Here is a 21,669-nt window from a genome sequence, read left to right on the forward strand (position 1 = left end):
GTGCTGGCTCTCAGACTGGCCGGTCACGTGCGAACGGTCTCACGTGGGTGACCAGCTCCGCCAAGAACTCGTCGGGACGATCGAACGGAATGAAATGACTCCCCCCGCGCACCCAGACAAATTCCTTATGCGGGGCCGTGATCTGATTGAAGAGTTGTTCGGCCGGCCCACTCGGTGTGTTGTAGTCCGCATCGCCCTCGATGAAGATCACCGGCATCGGAAACGCGAGTCCCAGCGAGGCGACGTCGCGCTTAAACATGGGGCCCTCTCGTCCGCGCAGATATTTTGCGGAGAAGGCCATGCCTTTACGCCAGTTGTACCAGTCCAGCAGCGAGAAATCCGGCATGAACGGGGGTGGGACGGGACCCGCCAACTGGACGCTCTCTATGGAGGGTAGCCCCAGAGCTTTGCTCCACTTGTCCGCAACCAGTCGATTTTGTGGACTGATCAGAGGTCGCGCGACGATTGGCGCCAATTCCGCTTGGGCCTCGCTGTTGCCAGCGGACTGCGCCAACGCTTGCAGATGCGCGATCGTGATCTCGAATTGCTTCTCGAACGTCACCCTGCCGACCACTTGTCCAGTGCCGACATAAGCATAAAACAGATCGGGGCGCTGCTTGACGATGTGAATGCCCAGAAACGAGCCCCAGGAATGCCCGACCAGAACAATTTTGTCCTTGTGCAGATGGGTTCGCAGATACTCGACCAGCTCGACGCCATCCTGTGCCATCCGCTCCAACGTCATGGTTGGCGCGAGCGTGTCTCCAGCCGCGCCATAAGTGCGACCGGTGCCGCGCTGATCCCACTGCACGACGGTGAAATGCTTTTCCCAGGGGCGCCAGCCCGACGAGATCGGCAAGGTGGAGCCTCCGGGCCCGCCGTGAACGAACAGGAGAACCGGGTTGTCCCGATCCTCGCCGCGGATTTGAATCCATTGCTTGATGCCGCCGATGTCGACGAACTCTCCCTCCTGCACCCCCCTGGGTGAGCGGATGGCGAGAATGTCCACAGCAAGATGTTGGCGATAGGCACGAAAACTCAGTCCGGCGGCGGCCGCCACAACGAGGACGCCGGCTACGCCCAGCAACGAGACCCCAATCAGTCTTGCGGCCTTGCGCGGCATCTTGGGCCTTGTGTCGGCTGAGGCGATCCGCGATCGCCCCGGCGCCATTAACCCCGTGAGCCTACCCCATTTCCTCGATTTTCACCTTGTCCGGATAAAACGCGAGGTGCCCGGAAATCTCCGTCATCGCGGGGAAGGGTGTCTCGTAGGTCCAGATCGCGTTGTCGAGTGTCTTGCCGTCGGCCTTGATGCTGTAATAGCTGGCGTCCCCCTTGTAGGGGCAATGGGTGGTGCGCTCGGTGCGCTCCAGCAGCGCCATATTGGCATCTTCCCGCGGCACATATTGCACCGCCGGATATTTGGCCTCCTTCAGGGTCAGCGCCTTGCTGGTCTCGGCGAGCACGATATCGCCGGCCGTGACGCGGACGCGGCGGGGGTTTTGGGTGATGGTGATGGGGTGGTCGGGCCCTGGAAGCTTCATGATTTCACGCCTTTTCGATCGATCTGCCGCGCGCGGCACTTTGTCGTGCCTTTATCCTGATGGGATCAGGGATATAGTGCCTCAAGGCGTGACGTAGAAGGCCGTTCACGCTAAGTTTGGCCCTGCCGGTCCGGGGACCCCGGCAGCGATTCGACGACGAGGCTGGTTCGAAGCCGAGAAGGAGCGAGACCCGAATGCCAATGGACGCCCACGATATCGAGGCGATGATCAAGGCAGCGATCCCCGATGCCGAGGTGACGATCCGTGACCTTGCCGGCGATGGCGACCACTATGCCGCGACCGTGATCTCGGAATCCTTCCGCGGCAAGTCCCGCGTCCAGCAGCACCAGATCGTCTACCAGTCGCTGCGCGGCCAGATGGGCGGCGTGCTGCACGCGCTGGCGCTGCAAACCGGGGTGCCGGGCACCTGATCTGACGAGCACCTGATCTGATCGCGCGACGGGGGACAACGATGGCTGCGGACAATCCTCGCGGCGCGATGTTTCGCGTCATCCTGCCGAACCAGCACAGCCGCGTCACCAATGCCGAGCTGTTCTTCGACCTCGTCATCGTCTTTGCGGTCACCCAGGTTTCGCACGCGTTGCTGCACCACTTCACGCCGCTCGGCGCGATCGAGGTCACACTGCTGTTTCTCGCGGTGTGGTGGGTGTGGGTCTACACCGCCTGGGTCACGAACTGGCTCAATCCCGACCTGACGCCGGTCCGCATCCTGATCTTCCTGATGATGCTGGGCGGCCTCGTGCTGTCGACGACGATTCCGACCGCTTTTGATGGCCGAGGCCTGTGGTTTGCCATCGCCTATGCGGCCATGCAGGTCGGACGCACCGCCTTCTGGCTGTTCGCAACCCCGCGCCAGCGCACGGAGGTGCGGCACAACGCGATCCGTATCCTGGTCTGGCTCTGCGGCTCCGCAATCTTCTGGATCCTCGGCGGTCTGGCGCACGGGGAGGAGAGGCTGTGGTTCTGGATCGTGGCGTTGACGATCGAATACGTTTCGCCGGCGGTTCGCTTCTGGGTGCCGAAGCTGGGGTTCTCGTCGGTCGAGGCCTGGGCCGTCGAAGGCGGCCACATGGCCGAGCGCTGCGCCGGCTTCATCATCATCGCGCTCGGTGAGGCCGTCGTCGTCAATGGCGCGACCTTCGCCGAGCTGGACTGGACCGCCAACAACATCCTCGCCTTCCTCTCGGCGCTGGTCGGCAGCATCGCGATGTGGTGGATCTATTTCCACAAGGGCGCGGAGGCCGGCTCGGAGGTGATCTCGAGGGCCGCCGAGTCCGGCCGGGTGGCGCGGCTCGCCTACACCTATCTGCACATGCCGATCGTCGCCGGCATCATCCTGACCGCGGTCTCGGACGAGTTGGTGCTGAAGCATCCAACGGGACATTCCGATGTCAGGACGATCGTGAGCACGATCGGCGGACCGCTGGTGTTCCTGGTCGGCACCATCCTGTTCAAGCACTCGATCCGCGGCTTCCTCCAGCTCTCGCACGGCATCGGCATCATCCTGCTTCTGGCGCTGAGCTGGTTTGCGGCGGATCTTTCGCCGCTGTGGCTCTCGATCGCGACGACCGTGATCATGATCATGGTCGCGGTGTGGGAGTCGATGTCGCTGGGATCGAAGCCGGAAGAGGCGGAAGACCATTGAACCGCCGGCCGAATGAGCCGGCCCGCCGGAGTGCTTACTCCGCAACCTCCAGCGCGTGCACCGAAAACATCTTCGCCGCATCCGTCCAGCTTTCCCGCATCCGCCAGCCGGCGCCTTGCGCCAGCGCGGCGAAACGCTCGAGGCTGTATTTATAGCTGTTCTCGGTGTGGATGCTCTCGCCGGCCCGGAATGAGAAGCTCGTGCCCAGCATGCGAACCGTCTGGCTCTTCTTGCTGATCAGATGCATCTCGATGCGGTGCCGCTCGCGATTGTAGATCGCGCGATGGGTGAAGGCGGAGAGGTCGAAATTGCCGCCGAGCTCGCGGTTGATGCGGACGAGCACGTTGAGGTTGAAGCGGGCGGTGACGCCGGCCGTATCGTTGTAGGCATCGTGCAGAACGCGCTCCTCCTTTTCGAGGTCGGCGCCGATGATCATTTGCGCTCCCCGTCCTAGAATCGCGCGAGCGCTCTTCAGGAAGGCCTGGGCCTGCTCCGGCTCGAAATTGCCGATGGTCGAGCCGGGGAAGAAGCCGACCTTGGGCTGTGAGGCGACCGCCTTAGGCAGCTCGAACGGCGTGGTGAAGTCGGCTGCGACCGGATAGATGCCGAGCGAGGAGAAGTCCCGCTTGAGCCCGCTCGCCTGCGCCTTGAGGAAATCGCCGGAGATGTCGACGGGGACATAGGCTGCGAATTTGCAATGGCTCAGCAGCAGGCGGACCTTCGTTGTCGCGCCGGCGCCGAATTCGACCAGCGCCGCATGCGCCGGAATGATTTTTGCGATCTCGCTGCCGCGCTCCTTCAGGATCGCAAGCTCGGTGCGTGTCGGATAATATTCCGGCAGGCGCGTGATCGCCTCGAACAGCTCAGATCCGGTCGCGTCGTAGAAATATTTCGGCGACAGCTTTTTCGGCTGCTGCGACAGGTCCTCGATGGCCTCGCGGGCAAAGGCGGTGGTCTGCTCGTCGGGAAGATGGGCTTCGGCCAAAGCGCTAGCGTGCACATTCATGATACTCTCCTGAACGCGCTGTCCGGCGCGCATTTGTCGTCGGATGAGAACTAGTAATAATCGGCGAGCCGCAAGCCCGTGAATTGCCAACGATGGTGCGGATAGAAGAAGTTGCGATATGTGACGCGGCTGTGACCGTCCGGCGTCGCCAGCGAGGAGCCGCGCAGCACCAGCTGGTTGACCATGAACTTGCCGTTGTACTCGCCGAGCGCGCCCTCGATCGCGCGGTAGCCGGGATAGGGCGAGTATGAGCTGCGGGTCCACTGCCAGACGATGCCGAAGGCGTCGTTGAGCTGTCCGGCGCGCGCGGCGACCTCCCATTCCATCTCCGTCGGCAGATGTTTTCCGGCCCAGCGCGCGAACGCGTCGGCCTCGTAGTAGCTGACGTGGCAGACCGGTGCATCGGGATCGACCGGCTTGAGGCCGGCGAGCGTCATCACGTGCCACTGGCCATCGATCTCGCGCCAATGGCCCGGAGCATCCCAGCCCTCGTTGTTCACGGTGGCAAAGCCGTCCATCAGCCACAGAGTTGCGGTCCGGTAGCCGCCGTCGCGCATGAAAGCGAGCCATTCGCCGTTGGTGACGAGATTGCGTGCAAGCCCGACCGGGCCGATGAGAGCACGATGCGCGGGCTTCTCGTTGTCGAAATGAAAGCTGTCGTCGACATGGCCGACGGTATGAATGCCCTCGTTCAGCGTCAGCCAGTCCTCAGCTGTTCGCGTCGAGGCCGGGAAACGCCAGTCCGGATCGTAGGCCGGCGGGATCGGATTTTGCGCAAACGCATGCAGGATGTCGGTAAACATCAATTCCTGATGCTGCTGCTCATGGTTGAGCCCGACCTCGACCAGTGGCGCGATGGCTCCGAGCTTGTCCGCGCCGGCCTCGCGGAAGAATTTCACGACCGCCGCGTCGACGTGTCGACGATAGGCGCCGACCTGATCGGCACTCGGCCGGGTGATGTCACCGCGATGATTCCGGGAATGACGTGGGCCGGCGCTGACGTAATAGGAATTGAACAGAAACGCGAAATCGGGGTGGAAGGGCTGGTAGCTCGGACAGTGCTCGCCGAGCAGGAATTGCTCCCAAAACCAGGTGGTGTGGGCCCGGTGCCATTTCGCCGGGCTCGCATCCGGCATGGACTGGATCTGCTGGTCCTCGGGCGACAGCGGCGCGGCCCGGCGTTCGGTCTCGTTGCGGACCAAGAGAAACGCGTCTTCCAGCCGTTGGGCGCGGTTGCCCGGGTCGGAGGACGGTGATGAAAGCGGGGGAACGGCCGTGGCGGAGGCTTGTTTCGTCACGTTTTTCTCCAGACAGGACAAGAGAACGTTGCTGGCGTTGCCCGGTTCCAAAACTCAGGTTCGTCCTAGATAGGGCGCCCGTTACGGGATAAAAGTCCTCCCCGGCGATGATATTAGTGTCATCAGCCCATGGGCCCGGACTGTCCGTCCAGACCTCGTCGCCGCCATTTTACTTTGGATGCACAACGGTTTGGGCTACATATATAGCCAAGTATCGGGTTAGATCGGCTGAGCCGGCCCGAAGCAATTGTTGAGGGCTCCGCCCCAGAAGGACATGGATATGAGCATCGAGGAATTCATCGCCAACGAAGTGAAGTCGAACGACGTGGTTCTGTTCATGAAGGGCACGCCGCAATTTCCGCAGTGCGGTTTCTCCGGCCAGGTCGTCCAGATCCTCGACCACCTCGGCGTTGGCTATAAGGGCCTCAACGTTCTCGAATCCGCCGAGCTTCGCAACGGCATCAAGACCTTCTCCAACTGGCCGACCATTCCCCAGCTCTACGTCAAGGGCGAGTTCGTCGGCGGCTGCGACATCATCCGCGAGATGTTCCAGGCCGGTGAATTGCAGCAGCTCCTCTCCGAGAAGGGCGTCGCGGTCGCGGCTTGATACGTGACCCAGCTGACGCGCCGGATCGGTGGCGCTGAGCTCGAGGTCATTGTCGCTGACATCACCACACTGAGCGTTGACGCCATCGTCAACGCAGCGAATACGTCGCTCCTTGGCGGAGGCGGCGTCGATGGCGCGATCCATCGGGCCGCCGGGCCCGACCTGGTTGCTGAATGCCGCATGCTCCACGGCTGCAAAACGGGCGACGCCAAGATCACCAAAGGCTACCGGCTCAAGGCCGCACATGTGATCCACGCCGTCGGGCCAGTCTGGAACGGCGGCAAGCTGGACGAAGACGATCTGCTCGCCTCCTGCTATCGCCGCTCGATGGAGCTGTGCCGGAAGCACGAGCTGACCTCGGTGGCATTCCCTGCGATTTCGACTGGCATTTTCCGCTTTCCTGCCGATCGGGCCGCCGATATTGCGATCCGCACGACGATTGAAGCGTTGCCGCTCACGCCATCCGTCGCCCGCGTGGTGTTTTGCTGCTTCTCGGAGCCGAGCGCCAACGTCCATGTCGAGGCGCTTGTGCGGCACGGCAGCCCTTGTGCCGACTGACGCGGTCAGTACACTCCGCCGGCTCACGTTCCGGGGAGGGGATATGATTTCACGTTTTGGACTTTGCTCGTTGGTCTGCGGCGTACTGGTATCGTTCGGCGCGATATCGCTGGCGCAGGCGGAGGGCACTTACGAAATTCCAGCCGGCGCGCATTTCAACCAGGACAAGCTCGCCAAGGTCAGCGAGTTCTTCAAGAACGAGGTCGCAACCGGCAAGATCGCCGGCGCGACCGTGTTGATCCAGCAGCATGGCAAGCCGGTCTATCACGAAGCCTTCGGCGTCCAGGACGTGGTCAGCAAGGCGCCGATCACCGACAAGACGATCTTCCGCCTGTTCTCGATGACCAAGGCGATCACCTCTGTGGTCGCGATGCAGTTGCTCGAGGACGGCAAGATCAAGCTCGACGATCCCGTCGCGAAATACATCCCGTCCTTCGCCAATGTGGAGGTCGGCGTCGAGAAGAAGGCCGACGACGGCAGCAAGTCGCTCGAGCTGGTGCCACCGAGCCGGCCGATGACGGTGCACGATTTGATGACGCACACCTCGGGCGTCACCTATGGCTTCTACGGCGACAGCCTGGTCCGTAAGGCCTATCGCGATGCCAATATCTACGCCGGCGATTTCGATCTCGCCGAGTTCGCCGAGCGCATCGCCAAACTGCCGCTGCACAACCAGCCGGGCGCGCTCTGGCAATACGGGCATTCCACCGACATTCTGGCGCGCGTCATGGAGGTCGCGGCCGGCAAGCCGCTGCTCGATATCGAGCAGGAGAAGCTGCTGACCCCGCTCGGCATGGTCGACACCGGCTTCTTCGTCACTGATCCGGAGAAGCAGAAGCTGCTGGCGCAGCCGGTGCCGAACGACAGCGATTTCCGGGTCGGCCGCATCAACGATCCGACCGTCGTGAAGAAGTGGCAGTCGGCCTCCGGCGGCATGGTCTCCACCATGGCGGACTATGCCCGTTTTGCGCAGATGCTGCTCAATGGCGGCAGCCTCGACGGCAAGACCATCCTCAAGCCTGAGACGTTCAAGCTGATGGCGACGGATCAGATCGGCCCGAACTCGGGCGTCGACCGCGATTATTTCTACTTTCCCGGCGACGGCTTCGGCTTCGGCCTCGGGCTCGCGGTCCGGACCGACCCCGGCAACGCCAAGCCGCCGCCGCCCGGCGATCTCGGCGAATTGAAATGGGACGGCGCCTCCGGCTGCTATTTCGTGATCGACCCCAAGCAGGACATGTTCTTCGTCTTGCTCGAGCAGACCCCGACCGAGCGCCAGCGCGTGCAGCGGACGTTGAAGCAGTTGGTCTATGAATCCATGGAGAAGTGACATGTCCGGGCGCCGCGCGCTGATCGCGGCGCTCGTCCTGCTGTTCGGCGTGATCGGTGCGCAGGCGGGCTCCGAGGGACGTGGCGCGCATGCGCTCTCGCCCGAAGGGCTGGCAAAAGTCTCCGACTACATCAGGAACGAGGTCGCGACCGGCAAGTTTCCTGGCGCCATCCTGCTGCTCCAGCAGCACGGCAAGCCGGTCTATTGCGAGAATTTTGGCGTCCGCGATGTCGCGACCGGGATTTCGATGAGCGCCGACACGATCTTCCGGCTCTATTCGATGTCGAAGCCGATCACCTCCGTGATGGCGATGATGCTGGTCGAGGAGGGCAAGCTCGCGCTCGACGATCCCGTCTCGAAATACATTCCGGCCTTTGCCGGCATGAAGGTCGGTGTCGAGAAGAAGGCCGAGGACGGCAAGGTCGCGCTGGCGCTGGAGCCCCTCAACCGTCCAGTCACGATCAAGGATCTGATGCGGCATACTTCGGGGCTGCCCTACGGTTACTATGGCGGCGGCGCGGTGCGCGCGCTTTATGCGGACGTCGACCTCTTCAACAGCGACGTCAGCAATGCCGGCTTCGTCGCGAAGATCGCCACGCTTCCCCTGGTCGAGCAGCCCGGCACGGTGTGGGACTACGGCTATTCCACCGATGTGCTCGGCCGCGTCGTCGAGGTGATCTCCGGGAAAACGCTGCTCCAGTTCGAGAAGCAGCGGCTGCTCGATCCGCTCGGCATGACCGAGACCGCGTTCTATGTCACTGACCCCGCCAAATTCCCGCGCATTGCCGAGCCGATGCCGGAGGACCGCAACATCAGTCCGACGACGCAGATTCGCGATCCCCGGCGGCCGCTGAAATGGGAATCGGGCGGCGGCGGCCTCGTCGGCACGGTCGGCGACTACGCCCGCTTCGCGCAGATGCTGCTGAATGGCGGCAGCTATGAAGGCCGGCGCTATCTCAAGCCCGAGACCATCGCGCTGATGGCGTCAGACCATGTCGGACCGGAGACCAAGATCGCGCGCGATCAGAACTATTATCCGGGTGGGACCTCCGGTTTCGGCCTCGGTTTCGCCGTGCGCACCTCGGTGCCGCCGGCCACCTCGTGGCCGCTCGGCGAATATCGCTGGGATGGCGTGGGCGGCACCTTCTTCTTCATCGATCCCGAGGACGATCTGTTCGGGATCTTCATGGTGCAGACCCCGTCGCAGCGCGGCCGGATTCAGCTGGCGCTGAAGACGCTGATCTATCAGGCGATGGGGCGCTGACTACGCCCCGCGCACGATCTCTCGGACGTGGCCCAGCGTCTCCTCGATCTGGCTTGCCGTCACATCAAGATGCGTGCAGGCGCGGATACGGCCGTCCATCATTGCAAGCGTCACACTGCGCTGGCGAAGTGCGGCGACCATCTTGTCGCCCGCGATGCCGGCACCGTCGGGCTTGAAGAACACGAGATTAGTCTCGGGCTCCTGCACCTCGACGCCTGCGATCTGCGACAGGCCGCGGGCCAGCCTGCGCGCATTGGCATGGTCGTCGGCGAGACGGTCGACGTGATGGTCGAGCGCGTAGATGCAGGCGGCCGCACAGACGCCGGCCTGCCGCATCGAGCCGCCGAGGCGCTGCTTCCACTGCCAGACCGCGTCGATGAAGGCCCGCGAGCCCGCGAGCACGCCGCCGATCGGCGCGCCCAGTCCCTTCGAGAAGTCGATCCAGGCCGAATCCCAGCCCGCGGTCATGTCGCGCGGGGAGATGCCGCTCGCGACGGTGGCGTTCAAGAGACGCGCGCCGTCCATGTGGGTGATGAGGCCGTTGGCCTTGGCGATCGCGACGATCTCGTCGAGCGCCGCCTTCTTCCAGATCGTGCCGCCGCCGATATTGGCGGTCTGCTCGACACTGACGACCGTCTGCGGCGGCTGGTAGCGCGTGCGCGGGTGCAGCGCCTTGCGGAACGTCTCCGGTGTGAACTGGCCGTCGGGTCCCTTCAATTGCGTGACCTGGAAGCCGCCGATTGCGGCATGCGCGCCGCCTTCGCGGGCGATGATGTGTGCGCTCTCGTGCGCCAGGATCTCGTCGCCGGGGCGGCAATGCACCAGCGTCGCCGTGACGTTGCACATCGTGCCCGACGGCATGTACACCGCGGCTTCCTTGCCAAGGAGTTCGGCGACGCGCTCGCACAGCGCGTTGACGGTCGGATCGTCACCGACCTGCTCGTCACCGACTTCGGCGCGCGCCATCGCCTCGCGCATCGCAGCCGTCGGCTTCGTCTGCGTGTCCGAGAGCAGATTGATGCGCACCGGTGGCGCCTTGGGATCGATGGGGGGAGGAGTGTAGAGCATGGCGGGTCTCATTCTCTAGTCGAACAACGATAACCGGTAGTCAGCCATGACCGCGCTGGGTAACGCGTTGCCGCGCGGCGGCGAGGATGTCGTCCGGAGTGTCTGAAGTGAAATTGTTGCAGTTGGGCTGTGCGAACAGCTCTTGATATCGACTGACCTGTTTGTCACGGGACAACGTGGCCCATACCTCGCACTCCGCTTCGGTCGGAATTGCCGACGGTCCAATGTTGGCGAGTTGGTTGGTCGTTCGAGGCATTGAGATTGCCCATACCACAACAAAAAGGCCCCGGAAACCGGGGCCTTTGAGCGACAATTTGTCGAACTATCAGCGCGAATAGAATTCGACGACCAGATGGGGCTCCATCTGCACCGGGAACGGCACGTCGGAGAGGCCGGGGATGCGCGCATACTTCGCGGTCATCTTGCCGTGGTCGACTTCGAGATAGTCGGGAATGTCGCGCTCGGGGAGCTGGCTGGCTTCCAGCACATGGGCGAGCTGCTTCGAGGCTTCCTTGACCTCGATCACGTCGCCGACCTTGAGTTGGTAGCTCGAGATGTTGACCTTGCGGCCGTTCACCTTGACGTGGCCGTGGTTGATGAACTGGCGCGCGGCGAAGATCGTGGAGACGAACTTGGCGCGGTACACGACCGCGTCGAGACGACGCTCAAGCAGGCCGATCAGGTTCTCGCCGGTGTCACCCTTGAGGCGGCTCGCCTCGACATAGATGCCGTGGAACTGGCGCTCGCTGATGTTGGCGTAGTAGCCCTTCAGCTTCTGCTTGGCGCGGAGCTGCACGCCGAAGTCGGAGAGCTTGCCCTTGCGGCGCTGGCCGTGCTGGCCGGGGCCATATTCGCGGCGGTTCACGGGGCTCTTCGGGCGGCCCCAGATGTTCTGGCCCATACGGCGATCGATCTTGTACTTCGCCTCACTGCGCTTAGTCATCGCGTCCTCTATAGGTTCATGGTTTGAGGAAACGCGCCCTCCTGTGTGACGGGCTGGGCCCGGCACCGACAGGTCCGATCCCCAAAGCTGAAGGGACAGGACCACGGGTCGCGAAACGCTTCGCGGGCCGAAATCGGCCCGCGAGCAGGGGGCTTTTAGGAGAGTTTGGGCCGTCCTGTCAATGCGAATGGCCGCGAAATCAGGTTCCTACGGCTCGGATCGGCTTGGGGCCGGCCGCTCGCAATTCGGCAGCGATTTCAGTGTTCAGAACCTGTTCCAGCCGGGTCAGGACCCGGGCGATCGGGGCAGCGTCGGTTACCCGGTGGTCCCAGCGGATCACAACATGGATGGTCTGGTCGCCCTCGACCACCCCATAGCTGACGATAAAGGGGCCCGGCGTGATGGCATGGAGCTCGCCGCCGCCATAGGCGGCCACCGAGGTCACCGAGAAACTGCCGAACCAGTTGCCCCGCTGGCGGCCGAAATTCAGTCCGACCGCCCAGGACAGCCGCCGCAGCGGCTGCGGCAGGCGGGTCGCCCGCATGATCTTGCGGAACATCGGCACGTCCTCGATCGGCGCTGTCTTGGCGTGCCGGATCTCGGCGTCGACCTCGGCCAGCAGTAGCGCTTCCGGGGCCGCGATTCGCTGCAGCAGCACGCATTCCTCACCGTCCTCGACCCGGGCAACGGCCACCAGCGCCACGCTCTTTGGCAACTCGTAGAGCGTTGGCCGCGGCCATTTGGCGTAGACCGTGCGCAGGATCGGCTCATCCCTGGCAACCAGCGCGAAGGCTTTGACGAACATCGCGGCCCAGCCTGCGGTCGCGGCTCCCCCGGCGCGGGCCTCGAGCAGGGGGCGGATATTGAGCGGGCGGGACAGCGAGACGAAAGGCACGCCCATGGAGGCGTGCATGAGGTCGACAATCAGGCGGCGCGGCAGCGAAATGTTCTTCGGTCGACCGCGCATCGTTCTCCGGTTCCCGCAGGCTGAAATTAAAGTGCGGCGAGGGGATCTCCCGCTCGCCGCCTGCTCTAGCACGAACCAACCCGCTTGGGGGCCAGTCGGTTCGCCGCATCATCAAGGCGCCGGCGAAGCCAGCGGCTTGGTCTTGTCGAAGATGTAAATACCCATTATTTTCAGTGGTTTATCGCCATGGGTCTTGGCGTCGTGCACGACGCCAGCCGGGATCACGTAAGAATCACCCGCCTTCAAATGCTTGTCCGGCTGGCCCTCGACGAGCAGGTCGGCCTCGCCCTCCAGCACATAGCCGGTTTCGACCCCGGGATGAGTATGGCGGCCGGCCGCGCCGCCGGGCGGCACCTCGGCGATCGCGGTCACGGTCGTGTAGCCTTCCGGAAAGTCGATCTTCTGGAGCGGGGTGCGCTTGATGCCGGGCTGCTGGGCGTAGGCCGCAAGGGCGAGACTGGCGAATGCGAGAGCGAGCAAAGTCTTTTTGAGCATGATTGTTTCCTCCCTGGAACGACTGAGCCTAGCAGTGCCTCCGTTCCCGGCAAGACTCGGTGACCAGGACTCGATGACCAAGACTCGATGATTAAGACCGCTCAGCGCTTGATCCCCTCGAACGCCGCCATGATGCCGCGCTGGAACAACGACCAGTCGAAGCCGAGCGCGATCGCGCGGTAGCCGCGGTCGACCAGAGCGTTGGCCTGCTCGGCGGTGCGGGCCACGCCGCCGATCGGCACGCCGCTCTTGAGGATGCCGGCCTCGGCGCGCGCGACCAACTCGACCAGCTCCGGATCGTCCATCTGGTCGCGCTTGTTGATGGAGGTGGCGAGATCGCCGGGACCGATCACGGCGACATCAATGCCGGGCGTCGCCATGATTTCATCGATGCGGTTGACCGCATCGACATGCTCGATCGTGATCATGCAGATCATCTCGTCATCGGCCGCGGCCATATAGTCCGGCATCGACTGGCCCCAGCGGAACGGCGCGTGGAACGGCCCCCAGAGCCGATCGCCGCGCGGCGGGTATCGTACGCTGCGCACCGCTTTCTCGGCCTCGGCGCGATTGGTGATCATTGGGAAGTTGATGCCGAAGGCACCGATATCCATCGGCGCTTTCGCAAGCCACGGCTCGTTCGCGGCGATCCGCACCAGCGGCGTGCATGGCGTGCCTGTCGTGGCGGCGATCATCGCATGCGCTTCGGTGAGCCCAATCGGCCCGTGCTCGAGATCGACGATGATCCAGTCGAGCGAGCGCGCCATGATCTGTACGGTCTGCACGCTCGGGATCGTGGCGATCGCGCCGAAAGCTGGGCGGCCCTCGCGCCACAATTGGCGGAGACGGTTGAGCGGCGTTGTGGGGACCGACATTGAAAAGTACCTGCGGGGAGATGACGACGGCGGAGCCTAGCAGCGCGCCGTGAGCCCGAAAAGTCAGGCGAGGACGCGGCCGCCGAAGAACGGCATCAGTGCTGCCGCGAGACTGTGCGCGCGGTTCGAGGTGAAGATCATCTCGGCGCCCGATTGCACGTTGCCGCCCGTGCCCGGGCCGAGCAGGTCCGAAACGCGGCGGGCGATCGCGGGCGCCGGATCGATCCAGTCGACCGGCCAGGGCGCGAGTTCTTTCAGCCGGTCGAGCAGCAGCGGATAATGCGTGCAGGCGAGCACCACGATGTCGGTGCGCGACGTCGCGTCGTCCGCGTCGCCGACGAAGCAGGGGGTGAGCTCGGCGAGGATGTCACCGTCGCTGATTGGCTGGCCGCCGAGCGCGGCTTCGGCGAGCGAGGCAAGCTCAGGCGAGCCGACCAGCGTCACCTCGCAGCCCTGCGCGAAATCGCGGATCAGCGCCTTGGTGTATTCGCGCTTTACCGTGCCCTTGGTGCCGAGAACCGAGACGCGGCGGCTCTTCGACTGCGCGCAGGCCGGCTTGATCGCCGGCACCGTGCCGACGAAAGGCACCGAATAGGCGGCGCGCAGATGCGACATCACCAGGGTGGAGGCGGTGTTGCAGGCGATGACGACGAGATCAGGATCGTGCGTCCCGATCAACTCGCCCATCAACGGCACCACGCGGGCGATGATCTCGTCTTCGCTGTGGTGGCCATAGGGGAAGAAGGCGTCGTCGGCGACATAGACGTAATGTGCATCCGGCCGCGCGGCGACGACCTCACGTAGCACCGTGAGGCCGCCAAGGCCGGAATCGAACACCAGGATGGTCGGGGAATAAGTCACGCCGTCACCTTATCTCTGCATGGTTACCATTCGGTTTTGGGGCCGTTTTGCGGCGACCGGCCCAGGAGGCCGATTTGGAACTATTCCATTTCACGATTGCCGCACGTTCCCGCTATCAGCAGCCATGCTGCGCTGCGGTTGGGACATCCGCAAATTTTCGGGGAGCCGACATGATCAGAAACACGAAGGCTGGCTGGGGCAGCGTCGCCCGGTGGCTGCACTGGGGTTTGGCGCTGGCGATCATCGGCATGATCGGCTTTGGCTGGTGGATGAACCACATCCCGGCGCGTCCCGACCGGTTCTTCTATCGCTCGATCCATGCCGATATCGGCTATTTGATCCTGCTGTTTACAGTGCTGCGCCTGGTCTGGCGCGCCATCAACCCGACACCGGCCATGCCGGCCGAGACCTCGCGCTGGCAGAAGGTCGCCGCCCATGTCAGCCATGGCGCGCTCTATCTCGTCGTGATCCTCGTCGCGACGCTGGGCTGGGCACATTCCGGTGCGCGCGCGCCCAACTACTCGGACTTCTTCGGCCTGTTTAGCGTGCCGCAATTCACCTCTCCTGACCGCGCGGCAGCGGGCGCCTATGAGGACCGCCATATCTTCTTCGCCTATGTGCTGCTGGCGCTGGTCGCGGTTCACGTGATCGCCGCCCTCTGGCACCACTTCATCCGCCGCGACCGTGTCGTGGCACGCATGGTGACGGACGAGGCGGGGTAGGGCGTACGGCTTGACGGCCTTTGCCATGCCGGAGAGAACAAGGCCTTCGGCCCGGCCGGCAAACGTGCAGGAAACGCTCATGCTCACCGTACATCACCTCGGCAAATCGCAATCCGAACGCATCGTCTGGCTCTGCGAGGAGCTCGAGATCCCCTACGAGCTGAAGCGCTACACGCGCGATCCCGTCACCATGCTGGCGCCGGCCGACTACAAGGCGCTTCATCCGATCGGGGCGGCGCCGGTCATTGCCGACGGCGATCTCGTGCTCGCCGAATCCGGCGCCATCGTCGACTACATCACAGCGAAATACGGCAACGGCCGCCTTGTGCTTCGCGCCGACGATCCCGACTTCGCGCAGTTCCTGTACTGGTTTCACTTCGCCAACGGCACGCTGCAAGCCGGCATGGGCCGGCTGATGATCCTGAACCGGCTCAAGCTCGCCGAGGACAATCCGATGCTGCTCGCGACCAGAGCGCGCATCGACCGCGCCTTCGATCTGGTCGACGCGCGCGTTCGCGATGCAGAATATCTGGCCGGCAGCACCTTCACCACCGCCGATATCATGATGGGCTTCTCGCTCACCACGATGCGCTACTTCCAGCCCTACGATCTTGCACGCTGCCCGAACGTGGTCGGATATCTCGGCCGGATCGGTACGCGACCGGCCTACAGGCGTGCGATGGAGAAGGGCGATCCGGGCATGGCGCTGCTGTTGAGCTGAGCGGCAGCGCCGGTCTGCGGCGCCGCTTCAAGCAATCCTGTTGGTGGTCGCGGCCCGTTCGGTCGCGAGCTGCTTCTGCAAGCGATCGATGTTTTGCAGCAGGCGCTGGCTGGTCAGCACTAGGAAATAGTAGCCGAACTGCGGATCCTGGAAGTAGATCTCGAGCAGCCGGTCATAGGTGATCGTCAACACCTGGCCGTCTTCGATGCATTCGATCGTGCCGGTGCGGCGGTTGTCCGGCGTGAGGAAGCCGAGCTCGCCCATCAGCACGCCGGGTTGAATCTCGACGTTGATCTCCTTGACCAGGAACTTGCCGGTCACCGTGAGGAGCATCTCCTTGGCCGGATCGCCCAGCTTGAACAGCGTGTCGCCGCAGCGATATTTGCGCTCGGTCATGAATGGCTTGAGCCATTCGATCGACATGTCGCCTTCGGCCGCGTGGCGCGCCTTCTTGACCAGCTTGAGCATTTGCCGCAGGCGCAGGGCGTTGATCGGAAGCAGCAGCAGATACAGCAGGAAGGTCGAGACATTGGCGGAGAGCGCACCGAAAACGGCGAAGAACGCGCAGCCGATCATGTTGGCGACGCGCAGCGGCACCATCGTCCGCATCAGGAGGGTGGCGACGAAGAAGCCGGCGCCGATCGCGGCGAACAGATTGGCGAACGTGATGTTGTGGACAAAGATCTCCAGCATCCGGTTGAAGATCGCGTCGTAGGTGACGTTGTTTGGATCGAGGCCCATCTGGACCAGGATCTTCGCGATCCTGAGGTTGTCCGTTGCCGCATCGAGAATGCGGTCAAGGATTGAGGAAATGTCTGCGCTGCCGGACGGCATGGTACTAACCCCGCGTAAGGCCTTCAGTCCCGGTCGATATTCGCGACACCTATAGCCGAAATCGAATGACGACCGCTTGAAATGAAGCCTTCGGCCGCCATGCCGCAAGAGGCAAATTTTAGCCTGATCGGGCGTTTCGGCAATTGCCCGTTGGTTGTGCGTATGGCCGGAACGTGCCCGTGATTCGGGGGCCGGCACGGGCTTGGGCGTCGTGAGTGGACCTGGGCGCCCCGACGAGGCAGGGGCGCGGGCGATCTCCGCCTTACGGCTTGGCGGCGGGCCGGATCACCTGCTGCTCGACGAGGCCCAGGTGCCCCGGCAGCGTACCGGCACGCAGCATCATGGCGACGCTGCTCGCCTCCTCCAGGGTGAAATTGCCGGAGATCTGGCCCGAGCCGCCGGTGATGGGCTCGCGGATCACGGGGGCGGAGATCACCTTGTCGTCGAGCACGATGGCGAAAGGCTTTCCGATGTTCTCTTCTGTAACGTGGGCGAAGCGCCGCGTGCCACGGCCGTTGAAGCGGAACGAGGCGATCGGCTCGTTCGTGCCGGCCGCAAAGCCCGGGCCCGCGTAGCTGACGTCGTCGCCGTCCAGCGCGCTGTCCTTGGCGACCAAATAGAATTGCTTGTCCTTGAAGCCGGGCAGGACTTCGGCGCCGGCGGGCGGCGTGCCGGATTGCGCCTGCTCCGCCGACATCGAGAGGTCGATCAGGCGGAAGCTGACCTTGACCTCTCTGGCGAAGACCGCGGTCACGCGCTCGGGCTCCATCATATCAGGCAGGAAGATGCGGATGCGGTCCGCGCCGTCAGGCTGGACGCTGGCGAGCTTGATGCCGGCGTCCTTGAGGCGCTGCTCGATCATGGCGATGGCGTCCTCGACGAGATCGCGCAACCGCGCGGCGGACGCGGCATCGGTCGGTGCGAGCCTGACCAGTCCGTCGCCGCCGTCGGTCACTTTGAGTGCATGCGACGGCAATCCCTCCGCGGCTGAAGCGAGCTTGCGCTTCAGCTCTTCGCGGCCCTTGGCATCCGCGATCTTCAATTCGACGCCGCCGTCGCGGATCGCAAGACCGGCGAGGGCGATCTTGCCCTCGCGCAGGGTCTTGTAGACGTCGTCACGCAAATCCGTCACGACGCTCTTGCGCAAGCCGTCGCTGTCCACCTTGTAAATGATGCGCGAGCCGCCCAGGTTCTCCATCTTGTCGCCGACGAAGGCCGCGATCTTGGCGCGCATCTTGTCGAACTGGCTGTCCGCGGCGAGCGCCGTGCGGGGCAGGGCGATCACGGCCGCCATGGCGAGCGCGACAATCAACGGTGTCGTGCGGTTTCGCAGGGACGTAGTCATGATCACCTCAAGTCTTGCGGCAGGACGCTGGCAGGCGATTCCAATGCATGTTCTTGGTCCCCCGATCGGGCGCGGAGGTTCAAAGGCCTCGAATCCGAGTGCTACTACGGTAACCGTTAGGCCATGGACGAACGGCAAATCATCCATCATTCTGTCCGCGCTCGACCGGCTGCCGGTCGAGGCCTCGCCAAACCAAAATGTCAAAAGACAAGGGTGGGGAAATGCATCTGAGGGAGGACGGAATTCCATGGCGGGCATCCACGCGCTCGATCGGCTCATCGGCAACGACTATCCGGATTTGGCGACGGACGCGGAGGTCCGCGCCTTCGAGCAGGTCCCTTACGCGGAACGGGTTGCGGCCGAGAGCACCTATGACGCCATCAGGTTCGGCGCGGCGCGCAACCCCGACGGAGCCGCGATCCAGTTCCTGCAAAATGCTGACCCGGCCGATACGCCTGTCGTCGTGACCTATCGCGACTTCATCGCGCGCGTCACGCAGGCCGCGAACATGTTTCACGCGCTCGGCGTGGGGAAGGACGACGTTATCAGCTTCATGCTGCCGCTGCTGCCCGATGCCTTCGTGACGTTGTTCGGCGCCGAAGCCGCCGGCATCGCCAATCCCGTCAATCCGCTGCTGGAGCCCCACCAGATCGTAGAAATTCTGGAAGCTGCGAACACGACGATTCTGGTGGCGCTCGGGCCGATGCCGGGCACCGACATCTGGCAGAAGGTCGAGCAGATCAGGCCGCAGCTCAAGCATCTCAAGGCGATCGTGCAGGTGTTCGGCGGCGGCGATCCGGGGAAGGGAATCTTCGCCTTCAATGACCTGATCAAGCAGCAGCCGTCGGACCGGCTTGTCAGCGGGCGCAAGATCGCGGGCCACGACATCGCGGCCTATTTCCACACCGGCGGCACCACCGGCACGCCAAAGCTGGTGAGGCACACCCACGCCAACCAAGTCTATCAGGCCTGGGCGCTTAATTTGCTGCTGAGGTCGAAACCCGGCGCCAACATGCTGTTTGGCATGCCCTTGTTTCACGTGGGGGGCTCGCTGACGCAGGTGCTGCTGACGCTGTCGGCCGGCGGCTCGCTGGTCGTGCTGTCGCCGAGCGGCTGGCGCAATCCGAATTCGGTCAAGAACATCTGGGGGCTGGTCGAGCGGTTCAAGCCCGAGGCGCTATCGAGCGTGCCGACCGTGCTTGCCGCGACGCTGGCGGTGCCGCCGGGCAACGCTGACATCTCCAGCCTGAAATATGCCGCCGGCGGCGGTTCGGCGATCCCGGTCGCGGTCGGTTCGGCAATCCAGGACAAGCTCAAGCTGCCGGTGGTCGAGGTCTACGGCATGACCGAGACCTCGAGCGTGCACACGCTTGCCTATCCGTCGCGGCCGATCCGGCTCGGCTCGGTCGGCCTGCCGATGCCTTACGCGCGCGTGCGCATCGTGCAGCTCGATGCCGACGGCCGTTTGATCCGCGACTGCAAGCCGGACGAGATCGGCGTCGTGATCATGGCTGGGCCGGGCGTGTTCGGCGGCTATCTCAACGACGCGCACAACCACGGCGCCTTCGTCGACGACGTCTGGGTCAATTCCGGCGACCTCGGCCGCTTGGATAGCGACGGCTATCTCTGGATCACCGGCCGCGCCAAGGACCTCGTGATCCGCGGCGGCCACAACATCGATCCGGCGCCGATCGAGGAGATCATGTTCCGCCATCCCGCCGTCGGTTTTGCCGCGGTGGTCGGCCAGCCGGACGCTTATGCCGGCGAGTTGCCTGTGGGCTATGTACAGCTGAAGCCGGGCGCAAAAGTCGAGCCGGGCGAGTTGGAGACGTGGGTGCGCGAGCGCACGCCCGAGCGTGCCGCCGTGCCCGTGCAGGTTATTCCGATCGATCCGATGCCGGTCACCGGCGTCGGCAAGGTGTTCAAGCCGCAGCTACGCTGGGACGCGGCGCAACGCGTGTTCACCAAGGTGCTGACGCCGATCGCCGCGCGCGGCATCGACTGCAAGGTCAAGGTCGGCGCCCACGGCAGCCACGGCTCGATCGCGACCGTGACGCTTGCGGGCCTGCCGCCGGACCAGCGCGAGGTGGTCGCCGGTGAGGTGCACACGCTGCTCGCGCCGTTCGTGATGCGACATGAGGTGGTGCATGCGTAGGTGAGGGCGGACAAGGCTTGCATGCCTCGCCGCAAGCGAGCATCATCCCCCAAAAAAAATTGGGGGAAATCGATGCTTCAATTCTCTCGCCGCAGCCACCTTCGGCAATTGTCGGCCGTGTTCGGATCCGCCGCGTTGCCTGGGTGGTCGAGGCCGGCATGGGCTTCGGAGCCAGACATTCCGCCCGAGGGCATCGGCAAGGGCATCAAGCACGTCTCCTACAGCGACATCGGCGGACGACCCGACAGCGTGCAGGTGATGTTCAACCGGCAGCACGTCTATGTCGGACACATGTTCAGCGACGGCGTGACAATCCTAGACGCGTCCGATCCGCGTGCGTTGAAGCCGGTCAGTTTCTTCACTGCGGGACAAAACACCCGCACCCACCATTTGCAGGCGGCAGAAGATCTGCTGCTGGTTGCAAACGGCGCCAATATCGTCGCGATGCAGTCGTACGACGACATGCGCGGTTATTTCGAGAACACGCTGGTCGACAGCGTCACCAAGGCCAAGAAATTCCGTTCCGGCCTCTCGATCCACGACATATCGAAGCCGGACGAAATGCGCGAGATCGCGTTCCTCGAAATGCCTGGGTTCGGCATCAACCGGCTGTGGTGGCCCGGCGGCCGCTACGCCTATGTGTCGGCGCATTTCGACGGGTTCACCGACCACATCCTGTGCGTGGTCGATCTCAAGACCATCACGAAGCCGGAGATTGTCGCGAAATGGTGGCTGCCGGGCATGAACCGCGCGGCTGGCGAGCCGGCGACGCCAAAGGGCAAGCGCTTTGCGCTCCATCACATGATCACGGCGGGTGATCGCGGCTATGCCGCCTGGCGCGATGGCGGCTTCACAATCCATGACATCAGCGATCCCGCAAATCCAAAGCTCCTGTCCCACATCAACTGGTCGCCCCCCTTTGCCGGTGGCACGCATACGCCGCTGCCGTTGCCCAAGAGACAGCTCGCGATCGTCGCGGATGAAGCCAATGCGGAGAAATGCGCCAAGGGCCTGTTCCATACATTCGTCCTTGACGTGCGCGCGCCGGAAAACCCGGTGCCGATCGCAACCCTGCCGACCCCGCGCGAGCGCGATTTCTGTACGAACGGCACCTTCGGCCCGCATAATCTGCACGAGAACCGCCCGGGCTCGTTCCAGAGCGAGGAGACGATTTTCGCGACCTACAACAATGCCGGCGTCAGGGTGTTCGACATCAAGGACGCCTTCGCACCGAGGGAGATCGCGTACTGGGTGCCGCCGACACCGAAAAAGCTCGTCGACCCCCGTCCGAACGTCGCGCTCGCCGCCAAGACCTGCGACGCCTATGTCCGGCCCGACGGGATGATGTTCGTCTCCGACTGGAACGCCGGCATGCACGTGCTGCAATATCAGGGATGAGCAGCGCGCAGG

General features: G+C 63.9%; 22 protein-coding genes. 10 read left to right on the plus strand and 12 right to left on the minus strand.

The features are described from left to right. Positions 1-10: 10 nt before the first annotated feature. Both ABIB73_RS16940 and ABIB73_RS16945 read right to left on the minus strand, forming a co-directional pair. Positions 11-1,123 (minus strand): alpha/beta fold hydrolase, encoded by a 1,113-nt coding sequence (locus ABIB73_RS16940; protein WP_354225471.1) that lies wholly within the window; start codon positions 1,121-1,123, stop codon positions 11-13. A gap of 61 nt (positions 1,124-1,184) precedes the next feature. Beyond that, entirely contained in the window at positions 1,185-1,544 is a 360-nt protein-coding gene (locus ABIB73_RS16945; RefSeq protein ID WP_354225472.1) for a DUF427 domain-containing protein, read from the minus strand. Positions 1,545-1,738: 194 nt separating this feature from the next. Between ABIB73_RS16945 and ABIB73_RS16950 the strand changes: the two genes are divergently transcribed. Together ABIB73_RS16950 and ABIB73_RS16955 are read left to right on the plus strand one after the other, a co-directional pair. Then, positions 1,739-1,975, plus strand: a complete 237-nt coding sequence (locus ABIB73_RS16950) for a BolA family protein (protein ID WP_011088461.1) — start codon at positions 1,739-1,741, stop codon at positions 1,973-1,975. Positions 1,976-2,016: 41 nt separating this feature from the next. Then, positions 2,017-3,210 (plus strand): low temperature requirement protein A, encoded by a 1,194-nt coding sequence (locus ABIB73_RS16955; protein ID WP_354225473.1) that lies wholly within the window; start codon positions 2,017-2,019, stop codon positions 3,208-3,210. A 34-nt stretch (positions 3,211-3,244) separates the two neighbouring features. On the opposite strand, the gene egtD is transcribed toward ABIB73_RS16955, so the two are convergent. After that, positions 3,245-4,216, minus strand: coding sequence for an L-histidine N(alpha)-methyltransferase (gene egtD / locus ABIB73_RS16960; protein ID WP_354225474.1), 972 nt, complete (start codon positions 4,214-4,216; stop codon positions 3,245-3,247). Between the two features lie 50 nt (positions 4,217-4,266). Further along, positions 4,267-5,565: an ergothioneine biosynthesis protein EgtB gene (gene egtB, locus ABIB73_RS16965; RefSeq protein ID WP_354225475.1), complete on the minus strand. Its 1,299-nt coding sequence runs from the start codon at positions 5,563-5,565 to the stop codon at positions 4,267-4,269. A gap of 229 nt (positions 5,566-5,794) precedes the next feature. Here egtB and grxD point away from each other — a divergent pair, with 229 nt between their 5' ends. From grxD to ABIB73_RS16985, 4 genes are read left to right on the plus strand one after another with little or no spacing between them, the layout of a single operon-like run. Beyond that, positions 5,795-6,121 (plus strand): Grx4 family monothiol glutaredoxin, encoded by a 327-nt coding sequence (gene grxD / locus ABIB73_RS16970; RefSeq protein WP_354225476.1) that lies wholly within the window; start codon positions 5,795-5,797, stop codon positions 6,119-6,121. 3 nt (positions 6,122-6,124) lie between these two features. Beyond that, entirely contained in the window at positions 6,125-6,679 is a 555-nt protein-coding gene (locus ABIB73_RS16975) for an O-acetyl-ADP-ribose deacetylase (RefSeq protein ID WP_354225477.1), read from the plus strand. 43 nt (positions 6,680-6,722) lie between these two features. After that, a complete protein-coding gene (locus tag ABIB73_RS16980; protein ID WP_354225478.1) occupies positions 6,723-8,009 on the plus strand; it encodes a serine hydrolase domain-containing protein in 1,287 nt (428 codons plus the stop codon). A 1-nt stretch (position 8,010) separates the two neighbouring features. Further along, positions 8,011-9,273, plus strand: a complete 1,263-nt coding sequence (locus ABIB73_RS16985) for a serine hydrolase domain-containing protein (RefSeq protein ID WP_354225479.1) — start codon at positions 8,011-8,013, stop codon at positions 9,271-9,273. On the opposite strand, the gene ABIB73_RS16990 is transcribed toward ABIB73_RS16985, so the two are convergent. The 6 genes from ABIB73_RS16990 to murI all read right to left on the minus strand — a co-directional run bounded on the left by ABIB73_RS16990 (position 9,274) and on the right by murI (position 14,482). Beyond that, on the minus strand, positions 9,274-10,341 hold the full coding sequence (locus ABIB73_RS16990) for a threonine aldolase family protein (RefSeq protein WP_354225480.1): 1,068 nt from the start codon (positions 10,339-10,341) through the stop codon (positions 9,274-9,276). Positions 10,342-10,666: 325 nt separating this feature from the next. Then, positions 10,667-11,284, minus strand: a complete 618-nt coding sequence (rpsD, locus tag ABIB73_RS16995; protein WP_354225481.1) for a 30S ribosomal protein S4 — start codon at positions 11,282-11,284, stop codon at positions 10,667-10,669. A 199-nt stretch (positions 11,285-11,483) separates the two neighbouring features. Continuing rightward, a complete protein-coding gene (locus ABIB73_RS17000) occupies positions 11,484-12,251 on the minus strand; it encodes an acyltransferase (protein ID WP_354225482.1) in 768 nt (255 codons plus the stop codon). Between the two features lie 111 nt (positions 12,252-12,362). Then, positions 12,363-12,746: a cupin domain-containing protein gene (locus ABIB73_RS17005; protein WP_354225483.1), complete on the minus strand. Its 384-nt coding sequence runs from the start codon at positions 12,744-12,746 to the stop codon at positions 12,363-12,365. A 101-nt stretch (positions 12,747-12,847) separates the two neighbouring features. Continuing rightward, positions 12,848-13,621 (minus strand): HpcH/HpaI aldolase family protein, encoded by a 774-nt coding sequence (locus ABIB73_RS17010; protein ID WP_354225484.1) that lies wholly within the window; start codon positions 13,619-13,621, stop codon positions 12,848-12,850. Positions 13,622-13,684: 63 nt separating this feature from the next. Beyond that, on the minus strand, positions 13,685-14,482 hold the full coding sequence (gene murI, locus ABIB73_RS17015; protein WP_354225485.1) for a glutamate racemase: 798 nt from the start codon (positions 14,480-14,482) through the stop codon (positions 13,685-13,687). A 170-nt stretch (positions 14,483-14,652) separates the two neighbouring features. On the opposite strand from murI, the gene ABIB73_RS17020 reads away from it, so the two are divergent. Next, entirely contained in the window at positions 14,653-15,204 is a 552-nt protein-coding gene (locus tag ABIB73_RS17020; RefSeq protein ID WP_354225486.1) for a cytochrome b, read from the plus strand. 79 nt (positions 15,205-15,283) lie between these two features. Continuing rightward, the gene (locus tag ABIB73_RS17025; protein ID WP_354225487.1) at positions 15,284-15,925 is read left to right on the plus strand and encodes a glutathione S-transferase family protein; all 642 of its coding nucleotides are present in this window, start codon (positions 15,284-15,286) and stop codon (positions 15,923-15,925) included. Positions 15,926-15,952: 27 nt separating this feature from the next. Here the strand turns inward: ABIB73_RS17025 and ABIB73_RS17030 are convergent, their stop codons facing one another. Next, positions 15,953-16,759 carry a Crp/Fnr family transcriptional regulator gene (locus tag ABIB73_RS17030; RefSeq protein ID WP_354225931.1) on the minus strand — a complete coding sequence of 269 codons (807 nt, stop codon included), beginning with the start codon at positions 16,757-16,759 and terminating at the stop codon, positions 15,953-15,955. Positions 16,760-17,021: 262 nt separating this feature from the next. Beyond that, positions 17,022-18,104 (minus strand): SecDF P1 head subdomain-containing protein, encoded by a 1,083-nt coding sequence (locus tag ABIB73_RS17035; RefSeq protein WP_354225488.1) that lies wholly within the window; start codon positions 18,102-18,104, stop codon positions 17,022-17,024. A gap of 247 nt (positions 18,105-18,351) precedes the next feature. On the opposite strand from ABIB73_RS17035, the gene ABIB73_RS17040 reads away from it, so the two are divergent. Together ABIB73_RS17040 and ABIB73_RS17045 are read left to right on the plus strand one after the other, a co-directional pair. Beyond that, complete coding sequence (locus ABIB73_RS17040; protein WP_354225489.1) at positions 18,352-20,259, plus strand: acyl-CoA synthetase; 1,908 nt, start codon at positions 18,352-18,354, stop codon at positions 20,257-20,259. A 72-nt stretch (positions 20,260-20,331) separates the two neighbouring features. After that, a complete protein-coding gene (locus tag ABIB73_RS17045; protein ID WP_354225490.1) occupies positions 20,332-21,657 on the plus strand; it encodes an LVIVD repeat-containing protein in 1,326 nt (441 codons plus the stop codon). Positions 21,658-21,669 lie beyond the last annotated feature (12 nt).

It is taken from the genome of Bradyrhizobium sp. F1.4.3, assembly GCF_040548375.1.
Lineage (GTDB): Bacteria > Pseudomonadota > Alphaproteobacteria > Rhizobiales > Xanthobacteraceae > Bradyrhizobium.